Source organism: Azoarcus sp. TTM-91 (genome assembly GCF_012911025.1).
Taxonomy (GTDB): Bacteria; Pseudomonadota; Gammaproteobacteria; order Burkholderiales; family Rhodocyclaceae; genus Azoarcus.
In genome coordinates, this window is the sequence record NZ_WUEI01000031.1 from 16,880 (window position 1) to 32,779 (window position 15,900).

9 protein-coding genes and 1 tRNA gene are annotated in these 15,900 nt (G+C 66.9%); 8 read left to right on the forward strand and 2 right to left on the reverse strand.

What is annotated here, in order from left to right; genetic code table 11:
• Window positions 1-2: 2 nt before the first annotated feature.
• The 7 genes from GRF61_RS10945 to GRF61_RS10975 all read left to right on the forward strand — a co-directional run bounded on the left by GRF61_RS10945 (window position 3) and on the right by GRF61_RS10975 (window position 11,765).
• Window positions 3-2,057 (forward strand): sodium:solute symporter family protein, encoded by a 2,055-nt coding sequence (locus tag GRF61_RS10945; protein WP_169150690.1) that lies wholly within the window; start codon window positions 3-5, stop codon window positions 2,055-2,057.
• Window positions 2,058-2,130: 73 nt separating this feature from the next.
• A tRNA-Ser gene (locus tag GRF61_RS10950) sits at window positions 2,131-2,221 on the forward strand.
• Between the two features lie 441 nt (window positions 2,222-2,662).
• The gene (locus tag GRF61_RS24555; RefSeq protein ID WP_211165894.1) at window positions 2,663-6,253 is read left to right on the forward strand and encodes an autotransporter outer membrane beta-barrel domain-containing protein; all 3,591 of its coding nucleotides are present in this window, start codon (window positions 2,663-2,665) and stop codon (window positions 6,251-6,253) included.
• Window positions 6,254-6,495: 242 nt separating this feature from the next.
• Entirely contained in the window at window positions 6,496-8,586 is a 2,091-nt protein-coding gene (locus tag GRF61_RS10960) for a tetratricopeptide repeat-containing sulfotransferase family protein (protein ID WP_211165895.1), read from the forward strand.
• Window positions 8,587-8,600: 14 nt separating this feature from the next.
• Window positions 8,601-9,770 carry a glycosyl transferase family 8 gene (locus tag GRF61_RS10965; RefSeq protein ID WP_169150692.1) on the forward strand — a complete coding sequence of 390 codons (1,170 nt, stop codon included), beginning with the start codon at window positions 8,601-8,603 and terminating at the stop codon, window positions 9,768-9,770.
• Between the two features lie 127 nt (window positions 9,771-9,897).
• Complete coding sequence (locus tag GRF61_RS10970) at window positions 9,898-10,800, forward strand: tRNA nucleotidyltransferase (RefSeq protein WP_169150693.1); 903 nt, start codon at window positions 9,898-9,900, stop codon at window positions 10,798-10,800.
• A gap of 101 nt (window positions 10,801-10,901) precedes the next feature.
• A complete protein-coding gene (locus GRF61_RS10975; RefSeq protein WP_169150694.1) occupies window positions 10,902-11,765 on the forward strand; it encodes a Dyp-type peroxidase in 864 nt (287 codons plus the stop codon).
• A gap of 114 nt (window positions 11,766-11,879) precedes the next feature.
• Here GRF61_RS10975 and GRF61_RS10980 read toward each other — a convergent pair whose 3' ends face one another.
• Together GRF61_RS10980 and GRF61_RS10985 are read right to left on the reverse strand one after the other, a co-directional pair.
• Window positions 11,880-13,526 carry a methyl-accepting chemotaxis protein gene (locus GRF61_RS10980; RefSeq protein WP_169150695.1) on the reverse strand — a complete coding sequence of 549 codons (1,647 nt, stop codon included), beginning with the start codon at window positions 13,524-13,526 and terminating at the stop codon, window positions 11,880-11,882.
• Window positions 13,527-13,678: 152 nt separating this feature from the next.
• The gene (locus GRF61_RS10985; protein ID WP_169150696.1) at window positions 13,679-14,638 is read right to left on the reverse strand and encodes a LysR substrate-binding domain-containing protein; all 960 of its coding nucleotides are present in this window, start codon (window positions 14,636-14,638) and stop codon (window positions 13,679-13,681) included.
• A 111-nt stretch (window positions 14,639-14,749) separates the two neighbouring features.
• On the opposite strand from GRF61_RS10985, the gene GRF61_RS10990 reads away from it, so the two are divergent.
• Entirely contained in the window at window positions 14,750-15,832 is a 1,083-nt protein-coding gene (locus GRF61_RS10990) for a 4-oxalomesaconate tautomerase (protein WP_169150697.1), read from the forward strand.
• The last annotated feature ends 68 nt before the right edge of the window (window positions 15,833-15,900 follow it).

Below are 15,900 nucleotides of genomic sequence, written 5' to 3' on the forward strand. Positions count from 1 at the left end.
ACATGAAAGGGCCGACGACTTTCGCCGGCCGGCTGCGGCGCTACTACGTCTGGTACACCGTGGCTTTCGTCTTCTTCGTCGGCCTGCTGGCGATGGCGGAGCAGCTCGGCCTGTCGCAGCGCGCCATCGGCCACGTTTTCCTGTTCGTGACGTTGGCCATCTACGCCAGCATCGGCGTCATGAGCCGCACCAGCGATGTCAGTGAGTACTACGTTGCCGGCCGCCGGGTGCCGGCGGTATTCAACGGCATGGCGACCGCCGCCGACTGGATGAGCGCCGCCTCCTTCATCGGCCTCGCCGGCACGCTGTACTTCACCGGCTTCGAGGGCCTGGCCTTCGTCACCGGCTGGACCGGCGGCTTCGTGCTGGTGGCGCTGCTGCTGGCGCCCTACCTGCGCAAGTTCGGCCAGTACACCATTCCGGATTTCCTCGGCGCCCGCTACGAGGGCAACGTCGCCCGGCTGGTCGGCATAGGCGCCACCATCCTGGCGAGCTTCGTCTACCTGGTGGCGCAAATCTATGGCGTTGGCCTGATCGCCAGCCGTTTCGTCAGCGTCGAGTTCGAGATCGGCCTCTTCGTCGGCCTCGCTGGCATCCTGGTGTGCTCCTTCCTCGGCGGCATGCGGGCGGTCACCTGGACCCAGGTGGCGCAGTACGTGATCCTGATCATCGCCTATCTGGTGCCGGTCGGCATCCTGTCTTACAAGCTCACCGGCGTGCCGATTCCGCAGGCGGCCTATGGCGCGGTGCTGAGCCAGCTTTCCCAGCGCGAGGAGATGCTGTTCGACGCGCCGGAGGAGGTGGAGGTGCGCAGCATGTACCGCTACCGGGCGGAGGATTACGGCACCAAGATCTCTACGCTGCCGGAGTCGCTGGATGCGGAGCGGCGCGGCCTGATCGAGCGCCTGCACCAGTTGCGCGCGGATAGCGCCCCGGCGCGCGACATCGCCCTCACCGAGCGTGCGCTGCGAGACCTGCCGCGCTCGCCGGAGGAGGCGAGGGTGGCCTGGGAGCGCGCCCGCGGCGAGGCGCTGGAGCGCGCCAGGCCGCCACCGCGCCATGCCGAGGCGCATCCCGGGGCAACGGAGGAGGAGTCGGTCGCCAAGCGCAACAACTTCCTGGCGCTGGTCTTCGTGCTCATGGTCGGCACCGCAGCGCTACCCCATGTGCTGGCGCGCTACTACACCACGCCCGGCGTGGCGGATGCGCGCCGCTCGGTGTTCTGGTCCATCGTCTTCATCTTCCTGCTCTACGTCACCGCGCCGGCGTATGCGGTGTTCGCCAAGTGGGAGGTGTATACCAATGTGGTCGGCTCCAGCCTGGCGGTGCTGCCGAGCTGGGTGGCGTCTTGGGGCAAGGTCGGGCTGGTGCGCATCGACGACATCAACGGCGACGGCATCCTGCAGCTGGCGGAGCTGAGCCTGAACACCGACGTGATCCTGCTCGCCACGCCGGAGATCGCCGGCTTGCCCTACGTGTTCTCCGGCCTGGTCGCCGCCGGCGGGCTGGCGGCGGCGCTATCCACCGCCGACGGCCTGCTGCTGACCATCTCAAATGCGCTGTCGCACGACCTCTACTACAAGGTGATCAACCCGCGTGCCTCCACCCACCGCCGCCTGGTCATCTCCAAGTCGCAGCTGCTGGTAGTGGCGGCGGTGGCCGCCTGGGTGGCCTCGCTGCGGCCGGACAACATCCTGTTCATGGTCGGCTTCGCCTTCTCCATCGGCGCTGCCGCCTTCTTCCCGGCGTTGGTGCTGGGCATCTTCTGGAAACGTGCCAACCGCCCCGGCGCGGTGGCCGGCATGCTGGCCGGGCTGAGCATCACCCTCTACTACGCTTTCCGCACCCATCCCTTCTTCGGCGGCGCGGCGGCCAACGCCTGGTTTGACATCAACCCCATTTCGGCCGGTGTGTTCGGCGTGCCGCTGGGCTTTGCGGTGATCGTGCTGGTCAGCCTGTGCACCAGGCCACCGCCACGGGAGATCCAGGATCTGGTGGATTACGTGCGCTATCCGCACCTGCCGGAGCAGGAGGAAGGAACGGTGAAGAAAGCCTGAGCCGGCGCTCGTGGCAGCGTCGAATCAGGGCTTCCATATCGCCCGACTTGCGGCTACAATGCGCGGCTTCCACGGAGAGGTGGATGAGTGGTTTAAGTCGCACGCCTGGAAAGCGTGTTTAGGGTAATACCCTAACGCGGGTTCGAATCCCGCCCTCTCCGCCAGAATTCATCGAGGCCCGCAAGGGCCTTTGTCATTTCCAGCCTCCGGATGAATCTGGCTTCGATTTCCGCATGAATGTCCATTCAGTTGTGTCGTGGGTTTGGTAGCGGCGCAGCTTCCGAGCGCGCCGGCAGTCCTGGGCTGTTTTAAGGAAATGCCGCGTCGGGTCGCAACCAGCGACGACAAGGGATACCGCTCCATTCCGGGTTGATGCAGAGGGCGGCATACCGGATTTCCCTTTTCGCGTCCGTCGGGAATGGGGCTGTACCGCTGTGTGATGTTGCGGGCTTGCCACCGGCATGGCCCGGGCGCGCTTTTGTCTTTTATACTCTGAATGACTGGCGGCCGGATCCTTCCTCGCGAAGTGGGCAATTGCACCGGCCGGAAATGAGGCCGGTTTTCGGCTTGCAGGCGGTCGGGCCTAGCATAATAGGAGAGGGACATTGAAGAGGAACAACCTGCCGGTAACGACTTCACTGCTGGGGCTGTCCCTGGCTGTCCTGGCGCAACATCCGGCTCAGGCCGCGCCCTGCGGAACCATCAATACAGCGGTATTCGATACCAGCGGGGTTGCATGTGATGGACCGGCTTTCGTCGGCAGCGGCCTGACCAGCTTGGCTATTGCCGTGAGCTCCACCATCTCGGGTGGATCGATAGGTCTTCAGAGCAGCTCATCCATCCTCGACTCCCTGATCAATGACGGCGTGATCAGTGCGAGCGACAGGGGGCTTTTCAACGCAGGTGGCAGCATAGGCACCCTGTCCAATGCGGGGACCCTTTCTGCATCGGCTGCACAGTCGGCCGGTATCCACAATGTGGCGACTATAGGCCTGATCCACAACCAGATTAGCGGAACCATAGTCGGCCAATACGCTGGCATCAGTAATAGTGGTTTCATTGGCGACGCCACCAGCGGCACGATAGGCACCATCATCAATGCCGGCCTGATTACCGGGAGTGGCTCCGGCTCTTTGACAAGCAACGGTATCGTCAGCAGCAATGGCGGGTATATCGGCCTCATAGAGAACCAGGCGGGCGGAACCATAACCAGTAATTCGTCGGGTATTTTCAATTACGGCGGATCTACGATTGGGACCGTCACCAACTCCGGGATGATCAGCGGCCCCTTATATGGGATAGGTAATGAAGCCACGATAATCAGCCTGGAGAACACCGGAGGAACGATCTCCGGTGATCAGGCGGGCATATGGAATTCCGCTCAAGGCCATATCGATTCAATTGACAACGATGGCTTCATCGTTAGTTCCAGTGGCATAGGTATTTCCAATTCCGGCAGCATCGGTACGCTGACCAATAGCGGCACTCTCAGCGCCGCAACAGCAATCCAGAATGACGGGGCAGGCTCCATAGGCTCCGTGGTCAATTCGGGTTTGATCGCGGGCAATATCGGCAATACTTCCGCCAATGCGCTCACCATCGTTGGCGGAAGCGGCGGCACTATCGGTACCTTGACCGGCGTCAGCGGCGGAACGGGATCCGCCGACAAGGGAACGATCACCAGCACCACCGCGAATGTCGTCTTCAGTGATGGTGCGTTGCTGCTGAATGACAATATCGTTGCCACCGGCCATACGATTGCCAATACCGGCGCCCAGTTGCTGCTGAGCAATCAGGTCACGATGACGGGCGCCTATCTCCAGACGACGGGCTCGCTGCAACTCGATTCTTCATCCGCCGGGCTGACGGTGACCGGTGCGGCCAATATCACTGGCGGTGAGATCGAATTGGGCGGTTTCTCCGCCAGCGCCAATAACCTCGTCAATCAAGGCAGCGTGCTCGCGGTGAGCGGTGGTTCCGGCTCCACCTTTACCGGCCTCAGCTATGCCTCGGATGTGGAAGGGCTGGAGCTTGCCGGCTCGGTGACGGGAAACAGCCTCTCCCTCACCGGAGGCAACAATTACATTGGCGCCTCGCTGGCCTCGCTGGATAACAGCGGCACGCTGAATGCTTTCAATCCGGTATATGTCGCTTCCACCGGCTCCCTGGGCACGCTGACCAATTCCGGCGCCTTGATCGGCACGGGGGCAGGCGTCAGGAACCTGGGCAGCATAGGTACCATTAGCAACGATGGTTCCATCGTCGGCGGCACGATAGGCATCTACAACTACGGTTCGGCCTCCAGTATTTCCGAGTTGAATTCCTCGGGGACGATCCAGGGGCAGCTCGGTATCGTGAATGACGGCACCATCGGGCTGCTTCATAACCAGGGGCTGGTGACCGGCAGCGTCAATGCGATCTTCTCATCCGGTCAATTGGGCACGATCCGGAATGCCGGCGTGATCGCAGGCAACATCGTCAATACCTCCACCAATGCGTTGAGTATCACTGGCGGAACCATTTCGGCACCGGGCACGTTGACCGGTTACGGCGGTGGCATCGGCACCATCAGCAGTACCGCGGCGAATGTGCTGTTCCTTGGAGGAGGCGTGCAGTTGCTGAACAGCAACATCAACGTCGGCTCCAACGCGGTCGTGAATAGCGGCGGCGTGCTGATGGTCAATGAGGCGATCAGCATCACCGGTAACTACACCCAGAGCACCGGTGGGTTGATTGTCGGCGTTTCGTCATCCAGCTACGGCAACCTGCTCGTCAGCGGCAACGCGTCGCTGACCGGTGGGTTCGTCAACATGCAGGCATTGGGCGGCGGCAGCGTGCAGGAGGGCACCTACACCATCGTTTCCGCGGGCAGCGGCCTGAGCCTCGGCAACCTGTCCTACTACGCCAGCGGCTATGTGGTCACTGGCAGCCTGGTCACGGTGGGCGGCAACACCCAGTTGGTGCTGACGGTGGGAGATGGGGGAGGCGTTCCGACCACGGAGTACACCCGTATCGGCCAGCAGCAGGGCGGCTTCGCCACTGGCATGGGCGTGGCGCTGGACAGGATTGCGGCAATCGCCTCCAGTAGCGGCGTCACCCCGGCTGCCGCTGCCTTCCAGTCCGACGTGCTGGCGCCGCTGGGTGCCTTGTCCGAGGGCGAGCAGCAGGTGGGCGTAGCGCAGTTGGCCCCCAATCAGCTGACGCCGCAACTGATCTCCACCGCGGTGAAGCCGGTGGCGATGGCGATCGGCCAGCATCAGGAGATGATCGCTGGCGTGATGAACGGCAGCGACCGCAACGCGGTGGCCCAGATGGCGGGTCTCACCGGGCAATCTTCCGGCGATGGCCTGCTGGGCCAGCGGGGCGCGTTCTGGGGCGAACTGGTGGGCGGCGTAGCCGATCGCGACAACTCCCGCAAGGCGGCCGGCTACCGCGCCAGCAGTGCTGGCTTCGTGATCGGCGCGGATTGGTACGCCAGCCCCAGCTTCATGGCTGGCCTGGCCTTCAGCTGGATCCGGAACGATCTCGACGGCAGGGGCGTTTCCTCCGGCAGCAAGACGCAGGCCGACACTTACCAAGTGACCGCCTACAGCCTGTGGCTGCCGGACTGGGCAGATGGCCGGCTGTCGATCGCCGGGCAGCTCGGCATCGGCGTCAACCGCTATGACCAGAGCCGCCGCATCGACTTCCTCGGGGTCAAGGCCAAGGCCGACTACGACGGCGAGCAATACCTCGGCCAGGTCACGGTGGGCTACGACTTCCCGCTCAACCAGAACCTCACCCTGACACCGCAGTTCAGCCTGATGGCCGCGCGGCTGGAGAACGACGGCTACACCGAACACGGCGCCGGCGCTGCCAATCTGAAGGTGGATCACCTCAGCACCGACGTGCTGACCCAGGAGCTGGGCGTGAAACTCTCCGCCAGCTTCGATACCGCAGCCGGCCGGCTTGCACCCGATGTGAAGGTGGCCTGGCTGCACGAGTACGAGGACGGAGCGATTCGCACCAGTGGCGCGATGGGTGGCGTCGCTTTCACTTCATCCTCCACCAGGCTGAGTGCGGATGGCGTCACCGTGGGGGTGGGCGCGACGCTGGACAAGAAGAACGGCGTCAAGCTGCGTCTGGAGTACAACGGCGACTTCCGCCATGCCTACCAGGCTCACACCGGGGTACTGCGCGCCAGCTGGGATTTCTGATCCCGCCTCTTCCCCGCATGCCGGGCGAGCCGCGGCCGCGGTGATGCCCGGCTCGGCGCGGGCAGCCCGGCCCTCGCGATGCCCCCTGGCCACCTGTCGGTCCCGCGCTGTCGGGAAACGCAGGTGGCCTGTGTTTCCCGTGGCAGACCTGTCTCGGTCGCCGGTCCGGTGATCTATAGTCACACGCTCCCATTCCGCCCAGCCCAGCCATGACCTCACCTCAGCAACCCCAGCAGATAACCGTGGAACAGGCGCTGGGGCAGGCCCAGGCGCACTGGAACGCAGGCCATGCCGACCAGGCGGAGCGGCTCTGCCAGCATGTGCTGGCATTGTGGCCCGGGCAGTCCGACGCCCTGCACCTGATGGGCTTGATGGCGCATGCCTACGGCAATCTCGACCTCGCCATCGACCACTTGCGCAAGGCCTGCCTCGCGCCCCGGGTGCCGGCCGCCTTCCTCAGCAATCTGGCCGAGATGTGCCGGCAGAAAGGTTTGCTCGAAGAAGCGGAGCGGGCGGCGCGGCGTGCCGTGACGCTGGAAAACACACTGGTGGCGGGGTGGAACAACCTCGGCATCATCCTGCAGGAGGCCGGCAAGCTGGAGGAAAGCCTGCATTGCCTGCAGCGGGTGGCCGCCCTGCAACCGGGCTCGCCCGAAGCCCACAACAACCTTGGCAACACCCTCAAGCGCATGGGCAGGCTGGCGGAGGCCCGCCGTTGTTATGAGGCGGCGCTGGCCCTGGCGCCGGCCTATGCTGAAGCCTTCAGCAACCGGGCCAACCTGCTGACCGAACTGGGGGTACTGGACGAAGCCCTGGCCGATGCCCGTCGTGCCATCGACATCAACCCCCGGCTGGCCGACGCTTACATCAACGCGGGTGCCGCGGAGCTGGCCGCCGGCCGCTACGAGCAAGCGCTGCGCTGGGCAGACGCCTTGGCGAATTTTGCTCCGCTGCATGTCGGCGCCATGGTGGTAAAGGCGAAAGCCTTGAGCTATCTGCATCGGCTGGACGAGGCGTTGGTGGAAGTCCGCAGGGCGGTCGCCAGCCTGCCGGACAACGGCGAGGCCCAGAACGCCCTGGGAGAAGTGCTGCAGGCCCGTGGCAACACTGCCGAGGCTCTGGCCGCTTTCGAGCGCTCGGCGTTAGCCCTGGGTTTCGCGCCGGAAAAGGCGCTGCTCAACCGTGCCAGCCTGCTGATGGAATTGGGCGAGCGGGATAAGGCGGAACAGGCTTTCGACGCGTTGCTCGCGCGTTTTCCGCGTGCGGCGGGGGCCTGGTTCAATTTCTCCGACCTGCACCGCTTCACCGCGCCGGACGACCCCGCGCTCGCCGCAATGGAAGCGCTGCTGGCGCCGGATGGCGTGCAGGTGCTCAGCGACCGCATCGCCCTCGGTTTCGCCCTGGCCAAGGCCTGGATGGATCTCGGCGAACCGGAGCGGGCCTTCGCCTACCTGGACGAGGCCAATCGCAGCAAGCGCGCTACCTTCTCGTACGACAGCGCCGCCACCGACCAATGGATGGCATCCATCGCGACGGCCTTTTCCGCCGAAGCGATGGCGCGGCCGCGCGCCGAAGTCGCCGGCAGCGAAGCCGCCTTGTTCGTGCTCGGCATGCCGAGGTCGGGCACCTCCCTGGTGGAGCAGATACTGGCGTCGCATCCGCAGGTGTTCGGTGCCGGGGAACTGGCGGACATCCATCACCTGACGCAGTGCGGGCTGTCCTATCCCGCCGGCGCGTCCCAGCTGCCGCTGGAAACGGAGGCCGCGCTGGGCCGGCGCTATCTGGAAAGCCTGCGCACGAGGGCGGGCAGCCACGCGTACATGGTGGACAAGATGCCCTCCAACTTCTTCCACGCTGGCTTCATCAACCGCATCCTCCCGGGAGCCCGCATCATCCATGTGCGGCGCAACCCGGTGGACACTTGCCTGTCCTGCTATTCCAAGCTCTTTACCCGCGAGCAATTGTTCGCCTACGACCAGACCGAACTCGGCCTGTTCTACCGGGCCTACGAGCGCCTGATGGCGCACTGGCGGGCGGTGCTGCCGGCAGACCGCTTCTTCGAGATCGAATACGAGGAACTGGTCGCCGACCTGGAAGGCTGCGTCCGTCGCCTGCTGGCGTTCTGCGGGCTGGCGTGGAGCCCGGCCTGCCTGGACTTCCACCAGACCCGCCGGCTGGTCAGAACCGCCAGCGTCAATCAGGTCCGCCAGCCCCTGTTCAACAGCAGCGTAGGCCGGTGGAAGCCCTATGCCCGGCAACTCGGGCCCCTGCTGGCTGCGCTGGGTGTTGAAGGCGTGGAGGGGAAGCCCGTGGAAGCAAGCCGCATCGCTTGAGGTCCTGGACACGGATGAACGCTGCCCCCATCAATCTCGCCGCTGTCGAGCCGCAACTGCGCGCCTTGCTGGCAGCCGGCCGTGGCGCCGAGGTCGAGGCCTGGATCAAGCCGCATCTGGCCGGCGGCTCGGGGCCGGCGCCGCTGTGGCTGCTGCTCGCCCACGCCCTGCGGGTACAGGGCAGGGCGGCGGAGTCACTGCCGATACAGCAGATGGTGGCGGACCAGATGCCCGGCGATCTCGCCGTCCGCTTCGATCTGGCCGAAACCCGGCTGCTGCTGGGCGATTTCGAACGGGGCTGGCGGGAGTACGCCTTCCGCTACAGCCTGCCGCACACCAGCCGCATCGAGCGCAAGGTGCAGAAGCCGCGATGGGACGGCAGACCCATCCCCGGCAAGACGCTGCTGATCCACGACGAACAGGGTTACGGCGATACCTTCCAGTTCATGCGCATGGTGGCCTGGGCCAAGGCACGCAGCCAGGCGCGTGTCGTTTTCGATGTCAATCGTGAAACCGCCGGCCTGGCCAGCCGCATGCAGGGGCATGACGCGATCACCCTGCGCGGCGACCTGCCGCCGGCCTTCGACTTCCACTGCGAGCTGATGAGCCTGCCGATGATCATGGGGCTCAAGCTGGCCGATCTGCCCGGCGAGCCCGTACCCTACTTGCAGGCGCTGCCCGAACGGCGCGCACTGTGGCGGGAGCGGCTCGCGCCCTACCCGGGGATGAAGGTCGCCTTCCTCTGGGCCGGCCGCCCCTCGCACCCCAACGACGGCAACCGGTCGATGACGCTGGAGATGCTCAAACCGCTGGCGCAAGCCGGCGTCAGCCTGTTCTCCATCCAGAAGGGGCCGGCCGAAGCCCAGGCGCTGACGCCGCCGCCCGGCATGCCGGTGGTGAGCCTGAGCGCCGACATCCGCGATTTCGAGGACACCGCCGCCATCCTGTGCGAGGTGGACCTGCTGATCTCCATCGACAGCTCACCGGTACACCTCGCCGGTGCCCTGGGCCGTCCCGCCTGGGTGCTGCTTCCCTTCCTGCCCGACTGGCGCTGGCTGCTGAATCGGGACGACACCCCCTGGTACCCGTCCACGCGACTCTTCCGGCAGAGAGAGTGGGGTGGATGGGGCGAGACCGTGGAGCGGGTCGCAGCGGCTCTGGCGGAGGCCGGACAGCGCCTGTGACAGGCGCCGGGCTGAAGCGCCGTCGGCGAAAAATGGGCAGGGCGGCGGGGGCCGGGGATAACCCGGTGCTGAAGACAATGGCGCGCATCTTGCTCGCCCTCGGGGATTCAAGCTTCCGGTTCCCTTCATGTGCGCTGACTTCCTCCGTGGCCTTCCCGAGCCGCCGCCCGCCGATCCTGGCCTCAACCTGATGCGGCTGGCGGCGCTGACAGCGGGCGACGGGGCGGGCATGGATGGCGAAACCCTGGGCCTGATGCGCCACGCCGTGGCCGACGGCGCGCTGCTCACCGCCGGCGATGCGGCGCTGTGGGCCGAGTTCGAACGCGGGCTGCTGGCTGCGGCGCCTTCGCGCATGCTGCGGGTGCTGCGCGATTGTGGTGCGCTGGCGGTGTTCCTGCCCGAGGTGGACGCCCTGTTCGGTGTGCCACAAAGCGCGGACGATCCGGCGGAGGTGGACATCGGCGAACACCTGCTGCGGGTGGTGGACGAGGCGGCGCGCTGCGGAGCGCCGGCGGCGCTGCGGTTTGCCGCGCTGGTGTTCAACGTCGGCAAGTCCGATTCGCCGCGGGAACACCTGCCGGCGCACTACCGCCACATGGAGCGCGGGCGCCCCCGCATCGAGGCCATCTGCGAGCGCAACCGGCTGCCGGCCGAGTATCGCGACCTGGCCTTGCTGGCGTTGGCGGAATGCGAGCGGGTGCACCGGGCGGCGGAAATGCGCGCCGGCTCCATTGCCGCCCTGCTGGAGCGGGTGGACGCCTTCGAGCGCGAGGAGCGTTTCGAGCGCCTGCTGTGCCTGTGCGAGTGCGACTTCCGCGCCTTTCCCGGCCGCGCCAGCCGCCGCTATCCCAAGGCGCCGATGCTGCGGCTGGCCCTGCGCGCCTGTCGCGAGGTGGATGCGGCAGCCGTGTTCTCCGACCAGGATGACCCGGAGGAGGCCGCTGCTGCCCTGCAGCAGGCGCGGGCGATGGCGGTGGCGGCGGCGCTGCGCTCCGAACGCTGGGCGCCGCCGGCGGCGGATGGCCTCTGATCCTGCGCATGTCGCGCCGCGGCGCCAGCCTGTACCATGCCGGCCGCCGCGCTCCTGCCGCGCCCTTGCCTCTTTCTCCCTTCACTCTCACTGGAGTTGTCATGAGCGATTTCCAACCGGGCATCCTGGCCCCGGTTCCCTCGATGGCGAGACATCTGTTCTTCCGCATCGCCCAGGCGGATGCACTGGGTACAGCCGTGCAGGCGCTGCGCGCGCTGCAGATCGACGATGGCGTGGTGGTGGGCCTGGGCCTGCCGCTGGTGCAGGCGCTCGGCAAGGAGGTGGCAGGTCTGCGCGTCTTCCCGGAAGGCTGCGCGGGGGAAGTCGCGGTGCCGTCCACGCCGTGGGACTTGTGGGTGTGGCTGCGCGGCGATGACCGCGGCGCGCTGTTCGAGCGCGCCCGCGGCATCGAGCAGGCGCTGGCGCCGGCGCTGTTGCTGGAGCGCGGCACCGACGCCTTCCGCTACAAGGAAGGCCGCGACCTGACCGGCTACGAGGACGGCACCGAGAACCCGGAAGGCGAGGCGGCGCTGGCCGCGGCCTTCGATGCCGGCGGCGCCAGCTTCGCCGCCATCCAGCACTGGCGGCACGACTTTGCCCGCTTCGACGCCATGAGCGGCGAGGACCAGGACAATTCCATCGGCCGCCGCCGCTCGGACAACGAGGAACTTGAAGACGCGCCGGAGTCAGCCCACGTCAAGCGCACCGCGCAGGAGGACTTCGACCCGGAAGCCTTCGTGCTGCGCCGCTCCATGCCCTGGGCGGAGGGCCGCAACGCCGGCCTGCTGTTTCTCGCCTTCGGCAAGTCCTTCGACGCCTTTGAGGCCCAGCTGCACCGCATGAGCGGCGCCGAGGATGGCGTGGTGGACGCGCTGTACCGCTTCACCCGACCGCTCACCGGCGGCTACTTCTGGTGCCCGCCGGTGGCGGAAGGCCGGCTGGATCTGTCTGCCATCGGCTGTTGAGGCCGAGGCAGCTGGCGCCGCCCCCGGCAGCGTCAGCCCGGCTCGCGCGCAAGCGACAGCCAAAAAAAGCGCCGACGGCCATCGAGGCCGCCGGCGCTTTTTCCTTTCCGCCGCTCAGAGACGGAAGCGGCGCACCGTTTCCCGCAGCTGCTGGGACAGGCCGGCCAGTTCGCGGGTGGCGTCGTCCACCTCCTGGGTGGATTCGCGGTTGCGGCCGCTCATGGCGGCGATTTCCTCGATGCCGCGGGCGATCTCGGTGCTGGTGGTGGCCTGCTCGTCCAGCGCGGAGGAAACGTCGCTCACCGTAGACACCACCTGCTGCGAGGAATCGTTGATGCGGGCGATGGCCTCGCCGGCCTCGCCGGCCAGGGCGACGCTGCGCTGCACGCCGCGCACCTGCTCGTCCATCGCGCGCACCGCGGAATCCGTGCCAGTGGTGATCAGGCCGACGATGCGGGCGATGTCCTCGGTGGAGGCGGCGGTGCGTTCGGCCAGCTTGCGCACTTCGTCCGCCACGACGGCGAAGCCGCGGCCCTGTTCGCCCGCGCGGGCAGCCTCGATGGCGGCGTTCAGCGCCAGCAGATTGGTCTGGTCCGCCACCTCCTTGATCACGGTGACCACGGTGGCGATCTCCTTGGACTGCTGGCCGAGGTTGCGGATGGCTTCGGCGGACTGGTCCACCGACTGGGCCACACGCTGGATGTCGCCCACCACCCGGCGTATCACCTCGGCGCCGTTCTGCGCAGTGTCGCCGGACTCGGTGGCGATCTTGCGCGCATCCGCGGTGAAGGCGGAGACGTGGGTGATGGAGGTGGTCATCTGCTCGATGGCGGCGGCGATGGACTCCGCCGCGCCGGATTGCTGGGCGCTGGCGGTGGAGATGGCGCCGGTGTTGCCGGCCAGGTTCTCGCTGGCGGAGGCGATGCGCTCGGCGTTGTCCTGGATTAGCCGCACCATGTTGCGCAACTCCTGCTGCATGCTGCGCAGGGCCATCGCCAAGCTGCCGATCTCGTCGTCGCGGTGGATGCGGATCTCGGTGGCGAGGTTGCCGCCGGCGATGTCGGTGGCGAAGCGGCGGGCATCTTCCAGCGGCCGCATGAGGAAGTTGCGGGCGAAGATGAAGCCGCCGATGCCGGAGATGGCGGCCGCCAGCAGGATCATCGCCAGCATCACCACCACCGCCTGCTGGAAGGCGGCCTGCTCCTGTTCGTACTCGTGGCGGGCGCTTTCGAGCTGGGCTTCGATCAGCTCGCGGATCACCGCCGAGATCGGATCCATGGTGGGGTAGAGCACCCGCTCGGCCACCGCGTGGATCTCGCTCAGGGCGCCGAGCTTGAGCTTCTCGATCATCTCGGTGACCAGTTTGTCGCCGGTGGCCATCAGCGGCTCGGCGGTCTTCACCAGCTCCTGCTCACGCGGGGAGAGCTGGCCGGCGCGGAAGGCCTGCCATTTCTCGCCGATCAGTTTGTGCGCCTTCTCCATCGCGGCGGCGCCGTCCTCCGGCGTCAGCGTGCCGTCGCGCACCTTCTGGGTGGCATTGACGATGGCGACCGCGTATTCGTCCGAGATGACCTTGAGGTCGCGCAGCGGAATCACCCGCTGGTTATAGACGCCATCCAGCCCGCTGAGGGTGGAATACATGCCCTTGATGCCCAGCAGGCCGAGGACGAGGGCGAGGCCGATCTGCAGCAGGATGGCGAGGTAGAGCAGGGTACGGACGGCCAGGCTCTTGCCCGCCGCGCGCGAGGTGGGGCGCGTCATAGTCTCCTCCGGCCGCCTTGCTGGCGGCATCGTTGTGTCGTTTGCGTGTTGCGCCGGAGGGCCTTGCCGAGCCGCCCGCCGGTGCAGGCGGACTGCCCTGCGTGGGGAAAGATACCCCCTTAGCGGTACGGCCGGGGTATTCCTTTAGCGTTTTATGAGGACTTCGACACGGTCCGGCGGGGCGCAGGGGCCGTGGCGGCGGGGATGCCCGCCGGGGTGGCGCCGGCCACCAGGCCGCTGGCGGTTTCGGCGATCAGCTCCAGCATGGCCTGCTGCGTCAGCGTCGCCGGCCGGCGCGAGCTGATGGCCAGCATCAGCTTGCTGCGCACCGAGGGCGAGACGATGGGATGGACGTCGAAGGCATTCGCGTTGCCGGAGGCGGTCACCGCGTTCATCGTCAGCACCGCGCTGCCGGCGCCGTCCGCCACCAGGTCGAGGATGGCGGCCACGCTGTCTATCTCCAGCGCGATGCGCGGCCGGCAGCCGATGTTGGCCAGCTCGGATTCGATCAGCATGCGCATCGCGTGCGGCCGGCTGGGAATCACCAGTTCGCGGGCGGCGATCTCCTTCAGGATCACCGGCTGCGGGCCGGCGCCGCTCTTGCGCTCGATGAGGAAGAGCTCTTCTTCCAGCAGCGGGATCAGGTCCACGTCCGGCGAAGCCACCGCGTTGTACAGCACCGCGATATCCAGCCGGCCGCTCACCAGGGATTCCTGCATGGTGGTGGACAGGCCTTCGGTGATGGACAGCGAGGCTTCCGGCAGGCGGGCGCGGAACTCCCGCGTCAGCGGCACCGTGAGCACCTTGGACAAGCTGGGCGGCAGGCCGAGGGCAACGCGGCCGCTCAGGGTGCCGCGCACCCGCGCCAGTTCCTCCTTGGCGCGCTCTATCTGGTGCAGCACGCCGCGGCCATGCTCCAGCAGCAGCTTGCCGGCCTCGGTGGTGGTCACGCCGCGGCCGTTGCGGATCAGCAGGCTCTGGCGCAGCTCCACCTCCAGCAGCCGCACCTGCCGGCTCAGCGCCGGCTGGGCGATGTCCAGGGCGATGGAGGCGCGGGTGAAGCTGCCCAGTTCCGCTACCCGGACGAAGTATTCCAGCTGCTTCAGATCCATGCTGCGCACTGCCAAGGAGAGAATAACTGCAGCGATGATATCGCAAAAAGGAATAGCTGATAGAGCGGCCCGCCCCTGTCGAACCGGGTTGGCGGCTCCCATAATCATCCCATGCAAACCCCTATCCCGACCCTGTTCATGCGTGGCGGCACCTCGCGCGGACCCTTCTTCAAGGAGTCCGACCTGCCCGCCGATATCGCCACCCGCGACCGTGTGCTGCTGGCTGTGATGGGGTCGCCCGACCGCCGCCAGATCGACGGCCTGGGCGGTGCCCACCCCCTCACCAGCAAGGTCGGCATCGTCCGCCGCAGCGAGGTGCCGGGCGTGGATCTGGATTTCCTCTTCGCCCAGTTGCAGCCGGAGAAGGACACGGTGGATACCACCCCCAACTGCGGCAACATGCTGGCGGCGGTGGTGCCCTTCGCGCTGGAGACCGGCCTGGTCCAGCCGCAGGGCGAGACCTCCACCTTCCGCGTGCTCACGCTGAACACCGACATGCAGTGCGACATCACCGTACGGACCCCGGGCGGCGTGGTGGAGTACGAGGGCGATGCCCGCATCGACGGCGTTCCCGGTTCGTCGGCACCCATCACCATCAACTTCCTGGATACCGCCGGCTCGGTGTGTTCCGGCCTGCTGCCCACCGGCAAGGTGCGCGACGTGATCGACGGCGTCGAGGTCACCTGCATCGACAACGGCATGCCGCTGGTGATCTTCCGCGCCGCCGACGTCGGCCGTACCGGCTACGAGACGGTGGCCGAGCTGAACGCCGACACCGAGCTCAAGGCCCGCATCGAGCGCCTGCGCCTGGCCTGTGGCCACGCCATGGGGCTGGGCGACGTCAGTGCCAAGAACTACCCGAAGATGACGCTGATCGCCGCGCCGCGCGATGGTGGCAGCCTTACCACCCGCAGCTTCATCCCGCACGTCTGCCACGACGCCATCGGCGTGCTCGCCGCAGTGACGGTGGCTACCGCCTGCGTGCTCGAAGGCTCGGTCACCGAGGGCATCGCGGTGGTGCCTGAGGGTGACGCCAAGAAGGTTTCGGTGGAGCATCCCACCGGCGAGTTCTCGGTCGAGCTCGCGCTCGATCCGGCGAACCCGCAGAACGTCACCCGTGCGGCGTTGTTGCGCACCGCGCGCCTGCTGATGCGCGGCGAGGTGATGGTGCCGGCCTCGGTCTGGAAACCGTAAGCGGCCCCGTTTCAAGTTAATCCACCCAAACGGCGAGCCGGAGCGCCTTCCCAGCGAGGCTGGCGCAT

Coding starts and splice junctions, on each gene's coding strand:
- GRF61_RS10990 (WP_169150697.1), top strand. CDS start 14,750: ATGCAAACCCCTATCCCGACCCTGTTCATGCGTGGCGGCACCTCGCGC.
- GRF61_RS10945 (WP_169150690.1), top strand. CDS start 3: ATGAAAGGGCCGACGACTTTCGCCGGCCGGCTGCGGCGCTACTACGTC.
- GRF61_RS10985 (WP_169150696.1), bottom strand. CDS start 14,638: ATGGATCTGAAGCAGCTGGAATACTTCGTCCGGGTAGCGGAACTGGGC.
- GRF61_RS10965 (WP_169150692.1), top strand. CDS start 8,601: ATGAACGCTGCCCCCATCAATCTCGCCGCTGTCGAGCCGCAACTGCGC.
- GRF61_RS10980 (WP_169150695.1), bottom strand. CDS start 13,526: ATGACGCGCCCCACCTCGCGCGCGGCGGGCAAGAGCCTGGCCGTCCGT.
- GRF61_RS10970 (WP_169150693.1), top strand. CDS start 9,898: ATGTGCGCTGACTTCCTCCGTGGCCTTCCCGAGCCGCCGCCCGCCGAT.
- GRF61_RS10975 (WP_169150694.1), top strand. CDS start 10,902: ATGAGCGATTTCCAACCGGGCATCCTGGCCCCGGTTCCCTCGATGGCG.